24 protein-coding genes are annotated in these 16,514 nt (G+C 56.0%); 15 read left to right on the top strand and 9 right to left on the bottom strand.

Going from position 1 to position 16,514, the window contains the following annotated elements:
• Nucleotides 1-133: 133 nt before the first annotated feature.
• Entirely contained in the window at nucleotides 134-373 is a 240-nt protein-coding gene (locus tag DXY16_RS08135; RefSeq protein WP_115120729.1) for a hypothetical protein, read from the top strand.
• Between the two features lie 703 nt (nucleotides 374-1,076).
• On the opposite strand, the gene DXY16_RS08125 is transcribed toward DXY16_RS08135, so the two are convergent.
• A complete protein-coding gene (locus tag DXY16_RS08125; protein ID WP_115120727.1) occupies nucleotides 1,077-1,565 on the bottom strand; it encodes a hypothetical protein in 489 nt (162 codons plus the stop codon).
• A gap of 1,135 nt (nucleotides 1,566-2,700) precedes the next feature.
• Between DXY16_RS08125 and DXY16_RS08115 the strand changes: the two genes are divergently transcribed.
• Nucleotides 2,701-3,135, top strand: coding sequence for a DUF3104 domain-containing protein (locus DXY16_RS08115; protein WP_371410887.1), 435 nt, complete (start codon nucleotides 2,701-2,703; stop codon nucleotides 3,133-3,135).
• A gap of 112 nt (nucleotides 3,136-3,247) precedes the next feature.
• On the opposite strand, the gene DXY16_RS08110 is transcribed toward DXY16_RS08115, so the two are convergent.
• The gene (locus DXY16_RS08110; RefSeq protein ID WP_115120725.1) at nucleotides 3,248-3,796 is read right to left on the bottom strand and encodes a hypothetical protein; all 549 of its coding nucleotides are present in this window, start codon (nucleotides 3,794-3,796) and stop codon (nucleotides 3,248-3,250) included.
• A gap of 451 nt (nucleotides 3,797-4,247) precedes the next feature.
• Between DXY16_RS08110 and DXY16_RS08105 the strand changes: the two genes are divergently transcribed.
• The gene (locus DXY16_RS08105; RefSeq protein WP_115120724.1) at nucleotides 4,248-4,613 is read left to right on the top strand and encodes a hypothetical protein; all 366 of its coding nucleotides are present in this window, start codon (nucleotides 4,248-4,250) and stop codon (nucleotides 4,611-4,613) included.
• A gap of 75 nt (nucleotides 4,614-4,688) precedes the next feature.
• On the opposite strand, the gene DXY16_RS14760 is transcribed toward DXY16_RS08105, so the two are convergent.
• Complete coding sequence (locus DXY16_RS14760) at nucleotides 4,689-4,832, bottom strand: hypothetical protein (protein WP_170953897.1); 144 nt, start codon at nucleotides 4,830-4,832, stop codon at nucleotides 4,689-4,691.
• A gap of 63 nt (nucleotides 4,833-4,895) precedes the next feature.
• Here DXY16_RS14760 and DXY16_RS08095 point away from each other — a divergent pair, with 63 nt between their 5' ends.
• Nucleotides 4,896-5,234, top strand: a complete 339-nt coding sequence (locus DXY16_RS08095; RefSeq protein WP_115120722.1) for a hypothetical protein — start codon at nucleotides 4,896-4,898, stop codon at nucleotides 5,232-5,234.
• Nucleotides 5,235-5,243: 9 nt separating this feature from the next.
• Here DXY16_RS08095 and DXY16_RS08090 read toward each other — a convergent pair whose 3' ends face one another.
• Nucleotides 5,244-5,882 carry a Coq4 family protein gene (locus tag DXY16_RS08090; RefSeq protein ID WP_115120721.1) on the bottom strand — a complete coding sequence of 213 codons (639 nt, stop codon included), beginning with the start codon at nucleotides 5,880-5,882 and terminating at the stop codon, nucleotides 5,244-5,246.
• Between the two features lie 4 nt (nucleotides 5,883-5,886).
• Complete coding sequence (locus DXY16_RS08085; protein WP_115120720.1) at nucleotides 5,887-6,360, bottom strand: DUF6561 domain-containing protein; 474 nt, start codon at nucleotides 6,358-6,360, stop codon at nucleotides 5,887-5,889.
• Between the two features lie 83 nt (nucleotides 6,361-6,443).
• Here DXY16_RS08085 and hemC point away from each other — a divergent pair, with 83 nt between their 5' ends.
• Nucleotides 6,444-7,394, top strand: coding sequence for a hydroxymethylbilane synthase (gene hemC / locus DXY16_RS08080; RefSeq protein ID WP_115120719.1), 951 nt, complete (start codon nucleotides 6,444-6,446; stop codon nucleotides 7,392-7,394).
• Nucleotides 7,395-7,403: 9 nt separating this feature from the next.
• Here hemC and DXY16_RS08075 read toward each other — a convergent pair whose 3' ends face one another.
• Together DXY16_RS08075 and DXY16_RS08070 are read right to left on the bottom strand one after the other, a co-directional pair.
• A complete protein-coding gene (locus tag DXY16_RS08075) occupies nucleotides 7,404-7,931 on the bottom strand; it encodes a L,D-transpeptidase (RefSeq protein WP_115120718.1) in 528 nt (175 codons plus the stop codon).
• A gap of 128 nt (nucleotides 7,932-8,059) precedes the next feature.
• Nucleotides 8,060-8,647 (bottom strand): inorganic diphosphatase, encoded by a 588-nt coding sequence (locus tag DXY16_RS08070; protein ID WP_115017236.1) that lies wholly within the window; start codon nucleotides 8,645-8,647, stop codon nucleotides 8,060-8,062.
• 184 nt (nucleotides 8,648-8,831) lie between these two features.
• Here DXY16_RS08070 and DXY16_RS08065 point away from each other — a divergent pair, with 184 nt between their 5' ends.
• A complete protein-coding gene (locus DXY16_RS08065; RefSeq protein ID WP_115120957.1) occupies nucleotides 8,832-9,011 on the top strand; it encodes a hypothetical protein in 180 nt (59 codons plus the stop codon).
• A 45-nt stretch (nucleotides 9,012-9,056) separates the two neighbouring features.
• Complete coding sequence (locus DXY16_RS08060) at nucleotides 9,057-9,443, top strand: YbjQ family protein (RefSeq protein ID WP_115120956.1); 387 nt, start codon at nucleotides 9,057-9,059, stop codon at nucleotides 9,441-9,443.
• A 141-nt stretch (nucleotides 9,444-9,584) separates the two neighbouring features.
• Here DXY16_RS08060 and DXY16_RS08055 read toward each other — a convergent pair whose 3' ends face one another.
• Nucleotides 9,585-9,923 (bottom strand): phenylpyruvate tautomerase MIF-related protein, encoded by a 339-nt coding sequence (locus DXY16_RS08055; RefSeq protein ID WP_115120717.1) that lies wholly within the window; start codon nucleotides 9,921-9,923, stop codon nucleotides 9,585-9,587.
• Nucleotides 9,924-9,986: 63 nt separating this feature from the next.
• On the opposite strand from DXY16_RS08055, the gene DXY16_RS08050 reads away from it, so the two are divergent.
• Nucleotides 9,987-10,994, top strand: coding sequence for a hypothetical protein (locus DXY16_RS08050; RefSeq protein WP_115120716.1), 1,008 nt, complete (start codon nucleotides 9,987-9,989; stop codon nucleotides 10,992-10,994).
• Nucleotides 10,985-11,641, top strand: coding sequence for a phosphoribosylanthranilate isomerase (locus DXY16_RS08045; RefSeq protein ID WP_115120715.1), 657 nt, complete (start codon nucleotides 10,985-10,987; stop codon nucleotides 11,639-11,641). The genes DXY16_RS08050 and DXY16_RS08045 overlap by 10 nt, the downstream gene beginning before the upstream one ends.
• 321 nt (nucleotides 11,642-11,962) lie before the next feature.
• On the opposite strand, the gene DXY16_RS14750 is transcribed toward DXY16_RS08045, so the two are convergent.
• Nucleotides 11,963-12,127: a hypothetical protein gene (locus DXY16_RS14750; RefSeq protein ID WP_170953895.1), complete on the bottom strand. Its 165-nt coding sequence runs from the start codon at nucleotides 12,125-12,127 to the stop codon at nucleotides 11,963-11,965.
• 84 nt (nucleotides 12,128-12,211) lie between these two features.
• Here DXY16_RS14750 and DXY16_RS08040 point away from each other — a divergent pair, with 84 nt between their 5' ends.
• The 6 genes from DXY16_RS08040 to DXY16_RS08010 all read left to right on the top strand — a co-directional run bounded on the left by DXY16_RS08040 (nucleotide 12,212) and on the right by DXY16_RS08010 (nucleotide 16,262).
• A complete protein-coding gene (locus DXY16_RS08040; protein ID WP_244281613.1) occupies nucleotides 12,212-13,327 on the top strand; it encodes a Zn peptidase in 1,116 nt (371 codons plus the stop codon).
• 255 nt (nucleotides 13,328-13,582) lie between these two features.
• Complete coding sequence (locus tag DXY16_RS08035; protein WP_115120713.1) at nucleotides 13,583-13,993, top strand: YccF domain-containing protein; 411 nt, start codon at nucleotides 13,583-13,585, stop codon at nucleotides 13,991-13,993.
• A 140-nt stretch (nucleotides 13,994-14,133) separates the two neighbouring features.
• Complete coding sequence (locus DXY16_RS08030; RefSeq protein WP_115120712.1) at nucleotides 14,134-14,445, top strand: hypothetical protein; 312 nt, start codon at nucleotides 14,134-14,136, stop codon at nucleotides 14,443-14,445.
• Nucleotides 14,446-14,528: 83 nt separating this feature from the next.
• The gene (locus DXY16_RS08025; RefSeq protein ID WP_115120711.1) at nucleotides 14,529-14,708 is read left to right on the top strand and encodes a hypothetical protein; all 180 of its coding nucleotides are present in this window, start codon (nucleotides 14,529-14,531) and stop codon (nucleotides 14,706-14,708) included.
• A 642-nt stretch (nucleotides 14,709-15,350) separates the two neighbouring features.
• Nucleotides 15,351-15,725: an AbrB family transcriptional regulator gene (locus DXY16_RS08015; RefSeq protein ID WP_115017262.1), complete on the top strand. Its 375-nt coding sequence runs from the start codon at nucleotides 15,351-15,353 to the stop codon at nucleotides 15,723-15,725.
• Between the two features lie 198 nt (nucleotides 15,726-15,923).
• Nucleotides 15,924-16,262 (top strand): hypothetical protein, encoded by a 339-nt coding sequence (locus DXY16_RS08010; protein ID WP_244281612.1) that lies wholly within the window; start codon nucleotides 15,924-15,926, stop codon nucleotides 16,260-16,262.
• Nucleotides 16,263-16,514: the final 252 nt, after the last annotated feature.

The raw sequence follows: 16,514 nt of genomic DNA, 5'->3' as shown, positions 1-16,514 counted from the left end.
AAAGCAATTGGGTGCATGACTGCAGCTCAAGCACCCCAAGACCCCTCAGTCGTTTGATACCGATTAACAACTCATTTGGAGTGTCAACGGAAGGCAGAAACCACTTATGACAGTGAAGCGAAACTGCCGATGAATGGAATTAAGCCGCGTCGACCGCATCTCCCTAGCGCATCGCTGGCTCCCGAGACAAGACATCGTGCTCATGCTGGAGTGCGCCTACAGAGGCATCTCAGAAGACAGCCAAGATGGTGAGTTATTGATGAAGATGGAGAGCTGGATCGAAGGTGCATGTCGACTCTCAGAACACAACATGAAAAACCTTCTGGCGCGAGTGAAAGAGTTTGCAGTAGAGGAGCGCGCAGACAAGTCCTAAACAAGACGAGTGCACTGATGTGCACAGACCTCCGCACGCGATAGAGAGTTCACCTCAAAGTCTTTTGATAGCAGCGAGCAGGTCATTTGCAGGAGAGAGCAAGCAAAAGAACCGTTATGAGAGAAGAATAGAACCAATCGCCAATGAAACCGAATCGAGTCGTCCGCATCGCACAGGCTCACCCATGGTTGGCAAGGAAAGACATCTGCCTCATGCTCCACCAGGCGTACGACACATTTTCAGAAGACTGCAAAGGCGAGGAAATACAGATCAACATGGAGAAGTGGACAAGCAACTTATGCAAACTATCCGAATATGAAGCGAGAAATCTTCTTTCACTAGCAAAAGAGTTCTCCGTTGAAGGTATTGAATACAGTCAATATCCATAACAAAGCGAGACTCACTAGCCCAACCGAAGCCACCGCAGGCAACCAGGCACAGACAGCAACCTTTACATTTGCTCATGAAGTTCGGTGAGGGTCCGTAGACAAGTGCTCACCAGTACATAGGTTGGCAGATATGGAGTTTCCCTATGACGAGCTTAATTCATCTGGATGCCCCACTTCACGACGAGATCATTGATTGGTGGCAAGAGAGAGTTGTAGAGCTTGCCCAGAAAAAGATGAACCATGATGCCGCTGCCTTGTTTACAGAGTTTGAATTAAACAATCGGCTTCTCCTCACAGACCTTAACGACTAGCGCTTACCCATCGATCCCTACAGCAGAAAAACCACCTGCAATCCACTCCTCTTCCAACCGATAAAAGTCCAGGAACCATTCCTTTTTCCAGTCCTCTGGGATGTCCAGACTCCAGAAATGGGGGACGACAAGGCAGGTCACTAGATGGCCTGTGTGGCGGGTGAGCTGACCAGTTTCCTCTAGATAGGGCTTGTCTTCTGGTTGGGGCAAGAGGTGACGACACTGGGGGAGCACCACGAATTGAAACAGGCGCTCCTTATCTCCACCTGTTTCAATATCTGCTTCGGCGGCCTTGGTGAAGTCCTCGATGAATTGTCTGTTGATGTAATCAAGGATGGTCTCTCTACTCCATCGCGGGTGAGGATGGAAATGATCCAAACAGTCACCACTGTCCTCCAGATAGCCACAGACATTCGTAAAGAGCCGAACCTTCTCGTCATCAGGAAGGGCTTCTATCCAGTAAGGGTGGAGACTAAATCTCTGAGTTGCCATAAGGCTCAGTCTATTTTCCAGAGCATGACCTCCACGGCTGCAAGACACACGCTGGAGAGAACACCCACCCCTCTGCCTGACCTTGCTTCGGCGTTGGCAGGGATCACAAAGCCTTTCGCATTACCTCGACGACGCCCCCTGTGAAGCCCCCGAGCAAAACAAGGTTCTTGGTGTCAGCTCAACAGCTGGACGCCTTCTCCATCAACCCCATTGCCTGCTCGATGGAGCTGGGTATAAATGCGCCAGGCGCAGACAAAAAGACCGCCCCTTGTGGAGCGGTCAGATCAGCCAAGTAATCCCCATCACCCGGCCCTTGTCTGCGCCACATATGTGGTACATGGCTTGAATGGTACAAGCTGAACCTTATGGATGGTGTAGCTAAAGCTGCTCTAAAGGTTTTGGTGAACTTTTAATTGGAAGCCCGCCAGCAAGGACCAAAGCACTGCATGTAGTGGTCATCGGATGTAAGTTTGGAAACCCCATCACCCGGCCTGCCCAAAGAGGCAGGCTTTTTCTTTGGAAGACACCAGTGGTAGTGGTGCCTCAAAGAAATCAGAAGCTGGATCAGAAGCGAGACGTCACAGAGGCGAATCGTCAGGATCACCAAATGCAGCGGATGCACGCAGACAGAGCGACGCAAACAAGAGAGACATCAGGAGTGTCAACGCGAATTCCATGCGCAACAAGCGAATTGGGCAAGAGTTTCGCCCTGCCAACAAGGAATGTTTGTTGGATTCACAACCAGACGGAGAACAGCATCGAAACGTTGCCCCCTTGCCTTTCCAGCTGGCTTGGAACGGCAGGAGCACTCGATCATGTGCAGGAGTCAGGCTCCAGCGCATGAAAGTTGGTTGAATACGGATAACCAAAACCGCGCTCAAGCTCTCGAACGATCTCTTCAGCCTTGTAGAGGCCAGAGACCAATTGGCAGTTGTGGCCCTGGTCGCAAACGCGGTATTCGCCCTCTCCCATTCGATGGATCGAGGACCCTCTTGGAGTCAGGGCGATCAGGCAACTCGGTGACGTCATGGCTTGCGTTCAACTTGCGATAGAGAGCAGACAGCAGTGGAGAGAGATGTGGGGCTCCCTCAACGCCGCATCCCGAAGCCATGCAGGACTCGGGACTCCTCTTGTCATGACCCTGACCGGCTTGGTGATGTCGTATCAGTTGCCACATCTCGAGTGCTCAGCCTGCAAAGACTTGGACTCCTTGCCGACGAACGGATTGCCAGAGCAGCGAGCAGCGCTAGAACTAGCCAATCAGTACAAACGTTCTATGTCCGCCAAAGAGGCTGCGGCCGCCTTGGGGCCCACAGCCGATCGAGCAGCTCCCCTGTTTCTCTCGGTGACGCCCGGTGATTTCGTCATCGTGAATCAACAGGCTGACTCCGCCCAACCCCGGAACAGCGATTGGTGGATGGGCCAAGTCATCTTCTGCGAAGGAGGTGCCAGGGACCCCAGGGCGAACAGCCTTTTTCAAATCGCCGATGTCGATGACGGGAGCATCCGATGGGTGAATGCAGACCAGGTGTCCCATGTCCTGCACGGACTAGACGGGCTGAACCCATAGGCCAGGACGCCTTGCCTATGAATCGGCGCCAGATCAGGCCAGCGCACAACATTCTGCTCACACCGCGCCTCAGAAGAGCGCGCGGCTTGAATGCCTCCACAACCTTGGAGGCCTACTGGTACCAAAGGTCTTTGACATGGGTGACACATTCTCTGATCTGCTGCTCCGAAGCCAGCGTCATCTCATCTGACGAGGCCGAATCACGTCTTGCAGACATCTCTCGTAGATGTTCATGGGCCTTCTGACATCGTTCCATCTGCCTGTCCATCACGGCATTCATCACCTGAGCCTCGATTCCTTGACAATCTGAAGGCGACTCCCGCACCGTTGGTTCATCAGGACTATTGATGTATTTCGTCGGGATTCGCCCACCGGTCTGGACTAAACAGCGATCGATTCTTTCCTGAGCGACCTCTTCAAGTTGCTCATGTGAATCCTGTCCACGCGTATAAGTAGCCGAGTCATAACCACATTTCCAAGCAGTGGCAAGCAGCACGGCAAAGACAAGTCCGAACCATATCCTGTTCTTCTTCATCCGTTCACAGCTGCTAAATCTGATGGCTAAAAAACGAGAATCAAAAGAGCGATCAACTGTTTTGATCCTTTCATTCTTGCTGCCATCCAGAGAAGCATAGGCTTCGCACCATTCCCATCCCCTCAAGGCGCAAGCGCATCAAACAGCAAGGAGACGCGGAGCATGGCTCAGAACGGAAGCGTGCTCAACAAGCGCTGGTGCGGCTGCGATTGGTTCGATCCATGGCGCTGCTCTGCGTTGGCGACAACAAGCATGATCTCAGAGCCTCAGCAGAGACAGCGACAAACAAAGACATGATCAGGCAACCATGGGCTCGATCATGGGCTCGATCGCGAAGACAACTGATGACCTCAAAAGCCAAGCGAGCCCCTCATGGCCAATGCTTAGTGCAGCAGCCGATGGAGAACAACAAACACCGAACTGATGACTACATTCATCCCAAAAAGTCTGTACTTAGGTGATGACATCTGCAGGGCACGATGAGGGTGTTATCAAAACAGTTTCTTGATCTCTTGTGGACAGGGGCTGGACGCAGGCCACGCCCCTAAGGTGCAAGCCGGAACCACACATCCCAGTCATGATCAAATGCTTCACAAGCCTGATGGGATGTCTGTTGCTGGCGACAACACCCGGCATAACAGCTGAGGCATTCAGCGAACGGCAACTGAACACCGTAGGAACGGAGCTCGCGAAAGGGCTACTCCCGCTTGCCTGCAAGGGAGGCCGATCGATCAGCATGAAAAATCTGGATGAAGCAATGATGCTGCAGGCCTTTCTCACTGCCAGCATCAACCCAATGGACATGCCTGATCTCAGAGATGACCAAGCGGGTTACTTCGTAACGGCCATGATCGTTGAACTCTCCGACGGCATGAGTCGTTCCTGCCCTCGCATCGATCGCGTCAACGCCATCTATGGCCTGCTGGAAAGTTTTTCCAAATAAGGCCGGCATACGCGGCAACAACCGTTGGATCAGAACTCAAGGTCTGCTGATCTCTGACGATCCAGACCAGAGGATTCACACGCAAGACGGAAGTGCCCGCAGCAAAGGCTCAGCACAGCCAGATCCAACAATCACTGGATTGATCAAGGCAACAACGCGTGCGCATTGGCCGAGGATGGCATCGGCAAGACGCGTGCTCAGGCTTGAACTGCTAGACATCTTGCCCACCAGGTAAAGCGACAAAACAAAGCCCCTAAGGTGTGGCGACATTGGGGGAGGCCGATGAGTTACGAATACCGCGTGGTGGGAGTCAACGTCACCCCAATTGCGGCTCCGGATCCAGTCAAAGCCAGCGAACAGTTGCAGATGTCAAAGGAATTCATCGAGAAAGAGTTCGCCAGCCACTACCAGAGCAGTCAGGCCACCAACACGCCTCTGCAAGTTCAGAACCTGCTGAACATCTATGGCAAGCGAGGCTGGGAGCATTACTACGAAGGCCAGATCGGAGATCAGGTGCTGCTCTACTTCCGGCGCGATACAGATCTTGCAGTGCCGTCAGTCGACTTCACAGCTGAAGAGATGGCCACCACCCAGATGCTGGCAGCAGAGCAGCGCCCCTGAGAAGGTGCATCAGGCCGACAGCCTGAGGCGCAGGCGCAACGCCTCAAGATCCGCATGCCAGTGATCCTCAAGGCGATGGCCGATGAGCAGATCGGCCTCGAGACCTAACTGGAAACCAGCGATCACCGCACGGATCAAGGGTTCCAGAGCATCCCCGCGCTGAAGCACAGCAATCGCGGCACTCAACAGAATCCACACGGCCAGTGGAGAACGGTTCTGCACCAGGTTGAAAGCCTGAAGACTCAGTTCACCAAGGGGATCCACCCCAAAGCCTGTGAGCACGTGCACGATTTCGTGAGTTTCCTTTTGGCGCCGCAACACATAGGCGGAATCACTGCAGGGCGACTGAAGCTTCTGGACACGCTCAGGAGTCATACCCAGCTGACGCAAAAGACTGCCGTACTGATATCCGAGGGAAGCTGGAGGCATCGCCAACAGTTCAGGCAGGCTCACCGAGGCTGGAACCCACTGCGCCGCATAGAGGGACTGAAGGCGTTGATCCTTGAGGAGCTCCGTCGTCATCCGGGCCGCGAGCGGACTGGACTCGACGTCGCCAGACATCGCAAACACATTGGCAAAGCTGGATGGGTCGCGAAGGATCAGGGCCAGGGCAGTCTCAAGGCCAAGGTCCCGCAAAAGCTTGTTCAAAACCTCAGCCGCCCTCGATGCTTTCGGTGAACTCCTGAAACGCACGCTTCAGCCGCTCAACCGGTGTATCCGAAGGCGGGCATTCCTGATTGGTTCGGGTGGTGTACGCCTGAATCAGGCGGGGCTCTGGATCAAGGATCGAGGCCACCGCCGCTTTGAAGAGAACAAGATTCGCCTGGGATGTGAGACCGGAGAGAAACGGACTGAGCATCCAGCCACTACCGCCATCGTCACCCTCCAACAATCCCTTCGGCTGAACCTCCAAGGGCCTCAGCAACTGATAAGCCCGATCACCATCGCGGTCGCTGGTGTTCCGTAAGCGGGCGATCACCAATTGACCGCTGCAGAGGAGAAGCAGCTTGATTGTTCCTTCAGCCAGCAAAGGCATAAAAGGGGCATCGGTCACGCCGGCCTGCCCAGGCGGCATCGCTGTTGAGGAAGGATTGCTGCGAACGCCATTCACCACCGGCCCAGGCATGGAAACAAGCTCATCACGACGTATGGCAAATCGTAAAGCTGAGAGCACGACTGCGTAGTCTGGTCGGCTGCTAGTGACTCTCCATGGCCCTCGAGCAACTGCGCATCGCTTCCCGCCGAAGCCAGCTGGCCATGGTGCAGACGAATTGGGTGAAGGCTGAACTTGAAAAGGCCCACCCAGGCCTCGCGATTTCTGTGGAGGCAATGGCCACCCAAGGCGACAAAATCCTGGATGTGGCCCTGGCCAAAATCGGTGACAAGGGGCTGTTCACCAAAGAGCTAGAAGCTCAGATGCTCGTCGATCGAGCCGATATCGCGGTGCATTCGCTGAAGGACTTGCCGACCAACCTGCCGGAGGGGCTGATGCTTGGGTGCATCACCGAGCGCGAAGACCCTGCTGACGCCCTGGTGGTGAATGCGAAGAATGCCGACTACCAACTCGACACACTTCCTGAAGGGTCTGTGGTGGGCACCAGCTCGCTGCGCCGGCTCGCTCAGCTGCGCCATCACTACCCCCATCTGGAGTTCAAAGATGTGCGCGGCAATGTGATCACCCGCCTCGAAAAGCTTGACGCCGGCAACTACGACTGCCTCATCCTTGCGGCAGCAGGCCTGACCCGCCTGGGCTTCGGGGATCGCATTCACCAAAACATTCCCAGCGAAATCTCTCTGCATGCGGTGGGACAAGGCGCCCTCGGCATTGAGTGCGTGGAGGGCAAACCGGAAGTGCTGGAACTGATCAAAGTGCTTGAGCACGCACCAACCTCCAGCCGCTGCTTGGCGGAACGCTCCTTCCTGCGGGAACTGGAGGGAGGATGCCAGGTGCCGATCGGAGTCAACACCACGATCGACGGCGACACCCTCACACTCATCGGCATGGTGGCCAGCCTCGATGGCAAGCGTCTGATCCGTGAGCAACAGAGCGGCACGCTCGCCGAAGCCGAAGCAATCGGCAAGAAACTGGCCGACATCCTCAAATCGCAGGGGGCCGGGGAGATCCTCAAGGAGATCTTCGACACCGTTCGCCCCCAGTGATAGGCGGTCTCAGCGCGTGATCAGCACAGGCGTGCCCACATCCACCAGTTCATACAGCTGATGAACGTGGGCATTCAGCATGCGCACACAACCGTTGGACACTGCTGCACGGATTTTCACCCAGTGGGGCCAGGGAGTGCCGTGAATTCCGAATTGATTCTCACCCTGCTGCAGAAAACCAATCCAACGATGCCCAAGCGGTCCACCTCGACCCGTGACCGGATTCACCTCGCCTGATTTGGTGCTCTGGTACTGCGGATTGACGCGCATATTTTCCACGCGGAACAGACCCGTTGGGGTTGGAGTCTTGGGGTCACCGATTGCAACAGGCCAAAGGCCGAGGCGCTGACCGTTGCGGATCACGCTGATCCTGCGGCTATTCAAATCGAGATGAATCCTTGTCGCGGTCAGCCCTGGCAAGGCAGCCACCTGCTTCTCACTGGCAGCAGCAGAGGGTGGCGACACGACCGGCAGGGCCGCTGCAGCCACCAGAACGGCTGCAGACGAACGAACAAGCGCCACAGCGAAGATTGACATGAGACCAATGAGACCCGCTGGTCTCAAGCTAAATATCGCTCAGAGAAAAAGCAGCTGCGACGGTCTGAAGACAAAACAAAGGCGGGGTCACCCCCGCCCACAAAACAATCTGGAAAAGCTGGTCAGACTCAGTCGACCAGCTTGGGGTCGATCTCTGCCAGATAACGGGCCTCACAGCTCTTGATGATCTCAACAGCCTTGTCGTTACCGAAAAAGCCATTGACCGTGCAGGTGCCAGGCTTCTTCAGATCCTTGTAGTGCTGCCAGTAGTAGGTGGTTTCCTTCTTCCAGTGCTCGCCGAGGTCCTCAAAACTCTTGATGTGATCCATCCGCTTGTCATCGGCCAGCACAGCGATGACTTTGTCATCCACCTCACCACCGTCATCGAAGGTCATGATGCCGATGATCCGAGCCTCCACCACGGAGCCGGGAATCAGAGGCTCAGTCACGCCCACGATTTCGATGTCGAGAGGATCACCGTCCTCATCCCAGGTGCGAGGAATGCATCCGTAGGCGAAGGGGTAAGCCAGGGAGGAATAGCCAACGCGGTCCAGCTTGAGGTGACCGGTTTCGGTGATCAGCTCGTATTTATTGATCGTGTTGGAGTTGAGCTCCACGATCGTGTTCAGGCGCAGCTCCGCCTCATCAGCGAATGCCGGCAACACATGCAAAAGATTCGGCATGCTGCGGCTCGGAGCCTGGTCGAGATTGGCCATGGGGGGCGTTGGACAGCGCCGCGCATCCTACGAGCCACCCCCGATGACCCAGGCCTGCTGCCCACCGAACAGCTCAAAACTTGGCCTCAAAAGCACAAACACCATCGCCAAGATCAAAAGAAACCCACGGCTGGAAACAGCAGCGCATAGGGTTGAATTCCTCTCACCAGACCCAGCAGGACGAATGGTGGATCTCTACCTTGCTGCCAGGCTGCACAATCGAATTTCCAACAAGGAGTACAAGTCTCTTTTGCTCAGTCAAGACCTGGATCAGCAGGAACAAAAACTGCGCCAGAGCCTGCTGCGCTTGATCGAAACCGGCTCAATTCGACTCGAACCGGACGTCGCTGTCAGTCCGGCTTAAGAGCGCTAGCCGTGAGGTGGCTTGCTTCGCCGCAGCTGCCCCCTGATGCTGATCACCACCACTCCAACGGTGGAAGGCCAGAGAGTGATTCACGACCGCGGTCTGGTCACCGGAGAGGCGATCATTGGCGCCAATCTGTTCCGCGACATGCGCGCAAGCATGCGAGACATCGTGGGTGGGCGTTCCAAGGCCTATGAGGAGGCCCTGGCAAAAGCACGTCTGGCCGCCACAGACGCGATGGTCAAACACGCCATGAGCATGAACGCCAATGCCGTCATCGGCGTGGACCTCGACTACGAGGTGTGCGGAGATGGCGGGATGATGATCTCCATGAGCGGCACCGCCGTGCTGCTCGATGGCCAGCCACCGAAACAAGACCTGCCGCCAATCAGCCACGAACGGCTGCAACGCCCATCCATCCTGCAGGGATAAAAAAATGAGCACAATCGCCCAAAGCCAACCCGCCTGACCTGCCCCATCCTTAGTCCACGGGTCCCACCGCTTGGTCGGGATGGGGGCAGAGTCGAGGGTCACACCTCGACTTTTTTATGCGCAGTTGAAACGTCCAAGTTCTCAGCCGAAGGTCTTGCCATTCCAGCCCCAGGCAGTGGCCTTGACGTCATCAAAACCGATATAGATGCGATTGGAGGGAATACCGGTGCGCTTGCTGATCAAGTCGCAAAATGCCTTGGTCATCGCCGGCGGTTTCAAGGCTCCGATCGACTTGACCTCCACATAAGCGCAGGGATCGCAGCTGCCGGCAAAGGTCATCGGAACCCCCGTCTCCAGCAGAGTCATCACATAGGCCTCAGGCTTTCCGGTCTGCTCCGCGAGGGTCGACGAGAGTTCTTTGAGGATCCCATCAGCGTCGTCCAGCGATGACAACGATGTGCGGACGTTAATCAAGGGCACCGACGGTCTGGCGAGGATGCCCGCATCCTGCCATCGTCATTCAAGAGAACAATTCGGGGCACAGTGTTTCTCTCTGATTACACCCAACGGGAAGCGGAGCAAGTGTTGGCCGCCATGCTCAGCATCGCCCCGGATAACGGCAACCCCCATCACCCGAGCAAGGGCTTTGCCCTGTCAGTGCGGGATCACCTTCTTCAACATCCGGAGATCGCGCTCTCCGGCTTACCAGCCAGCACGCCTACAGCCCTAAACCGCAGCCTGAGCCAACCACACAAGGCCCGACAGGCCATGCAGTTGCTCGTGTTAATGCCCTATCTCAGTGGCGATCTAGACAGCGATGCAATCGGCAGGGTGGAGGCCTATGCCGAGGAGCTTCGTCTTCATCCCGACAGCCTGAACGACCTGAAGCTCATTGGCGAAAAACGTCTAAAAAAAGCACTCTTTGACTATGGCCGCCGTGCCCTGAATGCATTTTTCCCGGGCAATGCCTTGCAGCAAATTGCAGCATCCTTGCGCGAAGCGCACACGATGCTTGGCGACCGCAAACAACTGGACCGTTATCTCGCCTTAGAACATCAACCTCAAGGCAGTCTGGGGCGAACGATTTACAACTTCTACACCGATCGTCGCTTTCACTTCCCTGGGGAAATGGGAAACCTTGGTGAATTCGCTGTCCGTCACGACTGCGTTCATATTCTCTGTGGTGCCAATACGGATATGAAAGGAGAAATCGCTGTTGGCGGGGTGGAGGCAGGGATGGCACGCACCCCCTATGGCTGGGAAATGCTGGCAGAGGTGATCATCGATTTCCACATGGGGATCGCCTGGAGCCTGCCGCCAGGGATTGCCCCTGGCACCATGAATTTCGACCCTGAGATGGTGAGCAAAGGGCTGGCCATGGGGGCCGAGATGCACTGCGATCTACTCAGTGACTGGAATTTCTGGGATGACATCGAGACGCCTTTGCTCGAACTGCGCCAACGATTCGGAATCAACGGCGTCTCAATCATCGACATGCCAGCACCAGGAGACCACCCCAATGCCACATCCGTGTATTGGTCATGCGCGTGAAGATCTGCGGCATCCGTAGTAGCGCCGATGCCCTACTAGCAGCCCACTTGGGCGCCGATGCCATTGGTGTACTGGTAGGACAAGCCCATCCGAGCCCAGATTTCATTAGTGCGCAGCAGGCCCACTCCATTCTCAAAGTGCTCCCCCCGTTCGTGAGCGGTGTGCTGGTCAGCCATGCCAGCGACCCTGAGGATCTGCTGATGCTGATCGAACAAGTGCAACCGACGGCGGTGCAGATCCACAGCATGATGCGTGTGGAGTGTGTGGCAACGGTGCGTGGCCGGCACCCAGAACTGACTCTGATCAAAGCGGTCCATGTCAACGGAGACGAGCCGCTGGCCATGGTTCGCCGCTATGCCGATCTGGTGGATGGGGTGGTAGGCGACAGCTGCAACGACGCCACGGGACAGGTGGGTGGCACCGGTCTTACCCACGACTGGGGATTGAGCTCCGATCTGGCCAAGCAGACCAAGCTTCCCTTCCTTCTGGCCGGAGGGCTCACTCCTGAGAACGTGAAGGAAGCCATCGCCAAGGTCAGGCCCTGGGGAGTGGATGTGAACAGCGGCGTGAAGGGAACCGATGGATTCAAATGCCCCAGGCGAATGAAAGAGTTCATCGGCCGTGCCCGCGACCGTCCTCATGCCTAGATCAGCTTGGCGAGAGCCCTGCTGTCGTGGTCAGGGCCGATAGCGTGACATCAGCTTTTCGTTCAGTCGCCGTGTTGAGGCCCAACGATCCACGCTTCTGGAGAGCCCTTGTCGGTTTGGTGTCGCTTGCAGTGAGCTGCACGTTGGCCTGGCTGATCCTGCAGCTCTGAAGCCAAAAGCCTGTCAAAACCCTCAAGCAGCAAGCTTGCCGGGAGACGGGTTCACGCCCCCCCGCACAAGCCTTACAAAGGCGATGCAAATAACAACAACGCTGCTTGGCTCTAACGCTGTCATTGGCTTAGCGCTCTTAGCGCTGAAGACTCAGGCCTTGACCTTGCGGAACTGGCGAATCTCACGCCCCAGCTCCCTGATGCCATACAGGATGCCGATCAGCGTGAGCGTTGAGACGCCCGTAATCACAGCAGTGTCCCGCAACGCCGATGGATCAGCGATCAGAGACGAGATCGACGAGGTGAAGACGGACATAGCAACACCAGAGGAGCTTCTGTCTTGTTAGCAACGGTGGTTCAATTCAAATCAGTACACCGCGTGTTATCCATGCGGATCGCGATGGTCCGACGCCCGCTCACCGCCCTGGGCCTTGGCATCCTGCTCGTGCTGCCGGCGATCGCGAAGACTCCCAGCACCGAGCGCAAGCCTCGTGCTGGCTTGAATCAGGCCCCTTTGCCATCGGTGGAATCGCTGCTGGACAAGGTGCGGGACTTCCGACCCGATATCGCCAGTGGCAAAACCTATGGAACCTATGTAGGCGCGCACCACAAACTGCTGGGCTTGTACTGGCGCCAGGTGGCCCGCGATCGCGTGGAGGATCTACCACTGGTGACCCTGATGGGACGGAACGGTCGCTTCTCCGGCTGCGGCCGCAGCCGGAGCGTCAATGCCTACTGTCCGGAAAGCAACGAGATCATCCTCAGCACCCGCGGGATGCCCCGCTCGCAGCGGTTCTCCAACGTCAGTCGACACCTGCTTGCCCTCACGGTGCTGGCCCATGAATGGGGGCACCATGTCAATCACCACAGCAACCGCGGCAGCTACAGCAAGCGAGAGGAGGATGCGGCCGATTGGCGCGCTGGACGTTATCTGGCATGGCTGCTGGACAACGAGGCGCTTGGGGTCAAGGACTTCACCGATGCAGCCAATCTCTTCTTCAGCATCGGCGATTTCCACATGGAGTCACCTCACAACAATCCGAAAGCCCGCTATGAGGCCTTCATTGCCGGCGTTGGCAGCGAACTGAAACCCGGTCTGCGCCGTGGCGGCTGGACCATGGACACACCGGAAACCTTCTCGCGGGTGACCAACAGGAAAGGCAACAGACGCGGCGAAGACGAGAATCCTGCAGGACCCAAGACCGTGAGGGCAGAGGTCTACCGCTTTGAAATTGAACGGGGGGGCCAGATCGCAGGCAACGTCTTCGGCGCACTTCTCGGGGTGGTCAACTGCGGCATCGGATCGGCCTCATCCTGCGCCAACTCCCTGAATCAACAAGGCAAAGCCAAGCCGGATGGCTGGTACCGCCTACGCACCATGCGAATCAATTGCACTCGCAAGGATTTCGATATCGATGGTGACGGCATCCGCCGTCAACCCTTTCAGGGAGACCGCAAAGGCCAGGCCGCCGTCATCGCGGCACGCGCCTGCCAGCGACGGTCACCAGGGGCCTAGGGCAATCAGGCACACCTCAATCAGCGTCGCCAAGACACCGCTAGGGAGCACCCAGTCAGCCCGCAGGATTGCTTCAAGGGTGTAGGCAGAGCCCTAGGAAGGCGCCATGATCCATGCACGCAAGAGCGACACCATGAATGGCAAGCTGCTGGTAATGGCGATGCTGCTCTCGCTGCTCGCGGTAGCCATCTACGAATCAGTTCTGGTACGGGGGCTGAGCCCAATTCACTGACCCGATCGTCTAAGACGACCTCCATGATCTCGCTCCTGCTCAACCTTCTCTGGCTGCTGCTTGGAGGTGTTGTGATGGCTCTGGGCTGGTGGTTGGCGGGCCTGCTCTGTGCACTCACGATTGTTGGTTTGCCCTGGGCGCGTGCCTGTTTTGTGATTGGCAATTTCGCGCTCTGGCCTTTCGGTCAGGAAGCCGTAAACCGACGTGAACTGAACGGTCGCCATGATCTGGGCACAGGGCCCCTGGGGTTGGTAGGCAATGTGGTGTGGTTCGTCGTGGCTGGCTGGTGGCTGGCGATCGGTCACCTCAGCTCAGCCCTGGCCTGCTTCGTCAGCATCATCGGCATTCCCTTCGGAATCCAGCACATCAAACTGGCTCTGATTGCCCTTGCGCCGGTAGGAATGACGATTCAACCGATCACAAACAAGCGCTAACCGATTGATAACGACAGGAACGGAATCCTGAGGCTTTAATTCCTGCGCGAAAGGAAGCGCCTGTGACTGATCTCACGCCACGGAGTGATCGATGGCGGGAAGCAGAGCAAAGCCTCGCCATAGCTTCAAAAGCATGCCAAATGAAAACCGCCATGAAATGCATTCCCGACTCCGTGTCCGGAGAACGCCTGGCAGCCTTTGCCGCGAATGCACCCTGGCAAGGTGATGACGACAGCACAAGTGACTTGGCCAAACAAGTGCAATACATCTGCAATGACCTGGAGCTCATCCTTGGCGAACTCGATAGCGCAACCTTTGGGGGCGTTGGGCAGCATCAACAACGCGCGCTTCAGGGCAGCAAAACTGCTCTGAGAATCGCAATGCATCAGCTCCGGCAAACAACGGATTCCAGGCATGCCAAGACCAAACAACGACTCAGACACACCGCTTGACATTGTTGAAGTGCTGACTTAACCCACCTTGACGTTGCTTGATCACCACGGTGTGGTGAGAGCAAACCGCAAATCGTCTTGCGATGGAAGACCCCAGAAAAGACGACCTTCTCATCGACAAAGCACTGATGCTGAGCTATCGACGGCATCGCAACGACTCGCTGCAAAATCTCTGTTTCTGCGATGCCTGCAAAAGGATCCGCACCAAGATCAACCTGCTCAACATCACCGATATTCGTCACGCTTTAGGCAAAGCCTGCTGAGACCGATATGGACCCTGACGTGCGCCAGTTCGTGATTCTTCAGTTACTGGTGATCGTGGTGCCGGTAGGGACCCTCTTTGCCATTTGGATCGCGATGCTGGGGAGAGAACGTCGATGACTCGCCTTTGACTGAACCGCCGATTCCACCCATCGATCGACTGAACCTTCCCAAATTGTGAAAGCTAGCGACACCAGTGCTCAGCACAACGCACTGGGGCGCGTATGCAGCAAAGATTGCTCAAGAGCCGGCGTGTTGACATCCTGATCAGACGCAACGGGTTGGTTGCGATGGACAGAGAGATGAGAACTGAAGCGGTGGTTCATTGGACACTGATTGAGGTCATCTCCACCCTGATCAAGACCAACAGACTTCTGCCCCAGGGGATTGCTCCCTTCAGCATCTGAGGAAATCAGAACGCTCTAGAGGAACATGAGCGAGCTGCAGGTCAGCAGAACAAGGACTGAATCAAGCCAGCCCGAATGATCCAAGGTGAACGAAAGGTGAACGTCTAGTACCACACCTGGGATGGACTCGACGCTCAAAACGGACAACGGAAAGAACAGCCACTGATGGAGAGCAGACCAAACGCTTGACGAGAAGAGATCGATACTGCATTAATAGATTAATCGGAGCTCTAAAGGATGCTTACTGGATCTGATCTACTGACCAAAGTCAAGGACTTAGGTGATGTCTCCAAGACAGACCTAGCCACTGCATGTGGCTATGTGTCTGACAAGAAGGATGGTGGCCAGCGTGTAAACTTCACCGCTTTCTACGAAGCCCTCCTCAATGCCAAAGGCATCGACCTTGGCACCGGTTCAGCCGGCATCGGCAAAGGTGGGCGAAAGCTTTCTTATGTGGCCACTGTGCAAGGAAACGGCAATCTTCTGATTGGCAAGGCCTACACGGCAATGCTTGACCTTGAGCCTGGCGACACCTTCGAAATCAAGCTCGGCCGCAAGCAGATCAAACTGATTCCCACTGGTGCCTCTGACGAAGAGGGCGGCGAGGAATAATCCTCCATCTACTCTGGCGTTCCTTTGATGCCCCCTGTTGATGCCTCAACAGGGGGCTTTTGACGACTGAGATCGGCCAATCGGGCCCAGCCACGACAGAATGATTTACCGATTCACCACAGCCGGAGTAAAAGCATCATTAACAAAAGGCCAGTACTGAGTTCAGATCAATTTGAGCGGGCTGTTGCCGCCGCGACATTGACCACTGACGAAGAAGCATTGATCGACTTTGTGAGGTACACCGGAGTGATCGATGCACTGATCCTCAGGAAAGGTTTGTCCTTACCAGCCAAACCACCAGCGCTCTGTCTGCTCGCTGATGCATGCGAAAAACTGGGCACCGTGATACCTGATCACTATGCACAGATCATGCATTGGTCTGCAGAGATCAGCCCTGACGCCATTGCTTGGAGAGGAAATTTGGTTTGCAGTCTTGCCTACAACAGCGATGGCATCGAGCTGTCACCCAATGCAGGCACGGCCTTGTATCACACCTACGTTGTTCATCAAGAACTGTTTACAGGTTTAGGTTTTTAATCGGTCCCATCAGTTTTGAAGCCTACAAACCAAGCAAAGCCCTGGCCAAGCCTCTACAGGGTGCACGAGTCGGATCTCATCGCTCCCAAGCCAGACAAACCAGAGCACAGGCACCGATATCAGCCAGGGCAACAGCCCATCGGTCAATACAGATATTTCACCAGGCAAGCTCCAGACCATCCCCGGTACTGAATCTGATTCGCAACAGCTCGCACAATCCTGACCTTATAAGAATTCACTCCTGTGACATAT

This window comes from Synechococcus sp. UW105 (genome assembly GCF_900473935.1).
Taxonomy (GTDB): Bacteria; Cyanobacteriota; Cyanobacteriia; order PCC-6307; family Cyanobiaceae; genus Synechococcus_C.
Note: the sequence above shows the minus strand (reverse complement) of the source record. Positions and strands in the feature narration are given on the sequence as shown.

Excerpts from the sequence above, each read along its gene's own strand:
- DXY16_RS08135 (WP_115120729.1), top strand. The coding sequence starts at position 134 with ATGGAATTAAGCCGCGTCGACCGCATCTCCCTAGCGCATCGCTGGCTC.
- DXY16_RS08125 (WP_115120727.1), bottom strand. The coding sequence starts at position 1,565 with ATGGCAACTCAGAGATTTAGTCTCCACCCTTACTGGATAGAAGCCCTT.
- DXY16_RS08115 (WP_371410887.1), top strand. The coding sequence starts at position 2,701 with ATGACCCTGACCGGCTTGGTGATGTCGTATCAGTTGCCACATCTCGAG.
- DXY16_RS08105 (WP_115120724.1), top strand. The coding sequence starts at position 4,248 with ATGATCAAATGCTTCACAAGCCTGATGGGATGTCTGTTGCTGGCGACA.
- DXY16_RS14760 (WP_170953897.1), bottom strand. The coding sequence starts at position 4,832 with ATGTCTAGCAGTTCAAGCCTGAGCACGCGTCTTGCCGATGCCATCCTC.
- DXY16_RS08095 (WP_115120722.1), top strand. The coding sequence starts at position 4,896 with ATGAGTTACGAATACCGCGTGGTGGGAGTCAACGTCACCCCAATTGCG.
- DXY16_RS08085 (WP_115120720.1), bottom strand. The coding sequence starts at position 6,360 with ATGCCTGGGCCGGTGGTGAATGGCGTTCGCAGCAATCCTTCCTCAACA.
- hemC (WP_115120719.1), top strand. The coding sequence starts at position 6,444 with ATGGCCCTCGAGCAACTGCGCATCGCTTCCCGCCGAAGCCAGCTGGCC.
- DXY16_RS08075 (WP_115120718.1), bottom strand. The coding sequence starts at position 7,931 with ATGTCAATCTTCGCTGTGGCGCTTGTTCGTTCGTCTGCAGCCGTTCTG.
- DXY16_RS08070 (WP_115017236.1), bottom strand. The coding sequence starts at position 8,647 with ATGGCCAATCTCGACCAGGCTCCGAGCCGCAGCATGCCGAATCTTTTG.
- DXY16_RS08065 (WP_115120957.1), top strand. The coding sequence starts at position 8,832 with ATGGTGGATCTCTACCTTGCTGCCAGGCTGCACAATCGAATTTCCAAC.
- DXY16_RS08060 (WP_115120956.1), top strand. The coding sequence starts at position 9,057 with ATGCTGATCACCACCACTCCAACGGTGGAAGGCCAGAGAGTGATTCAC.
- DXY16_RS08045 (WP_115120715.1), top strand. The coding sequence starts at position 10,985 with ATGCGCGTGAAGATCTGCGGCATCCGTAGTAGCGCCGATGCCCTACTA.
- DXY16_RS14750 (WP_170953895.1), bottom strand. The coding sequence starts at position 12,127 with ATGTCCGTCTTCACCTCGTCGATCTCGTCTCTGATCGCTGATCCATCG.
- DXY16_RS08040 (WP_244281613.1), top strand. The coding sequence starts at position 12,212 with ATGGTCCGACGCCCGCTCACCGCCCTGGGCCTTGGCATCCTGCTCGTG.
- DXY16_RS08035 (WP_115120713.1), top strand. The coding sequence starts at position 13,583 with ATGATCTCGCTCCTGCTCAACCTTCTCTGGCTGCTGCTTGGAGGTGTT.
- DXY16_RS08030 (WP_115120712.1), top strand. The coding sequence starts at position 14,134 with ATGAAAACCGCCATGAAATGCATTCCCGACTCCGTGTCCGGAGAACGC.
- DXY16_RS08025 (WP_115120711.1), top strand. The coding sequence starts at position 14,529 with ATGGAAGACCCCAGAAAAGACGACCTTCTCATCGACAAAGCACTGATG.
- DXY16_RS08015 (WP_115017262.1), top strand. The coding sequence starts at position 15,351 with ATGCTTACTGGATCTGATCTACTGACCAAAGTCAAGGACTTAGGTGAT.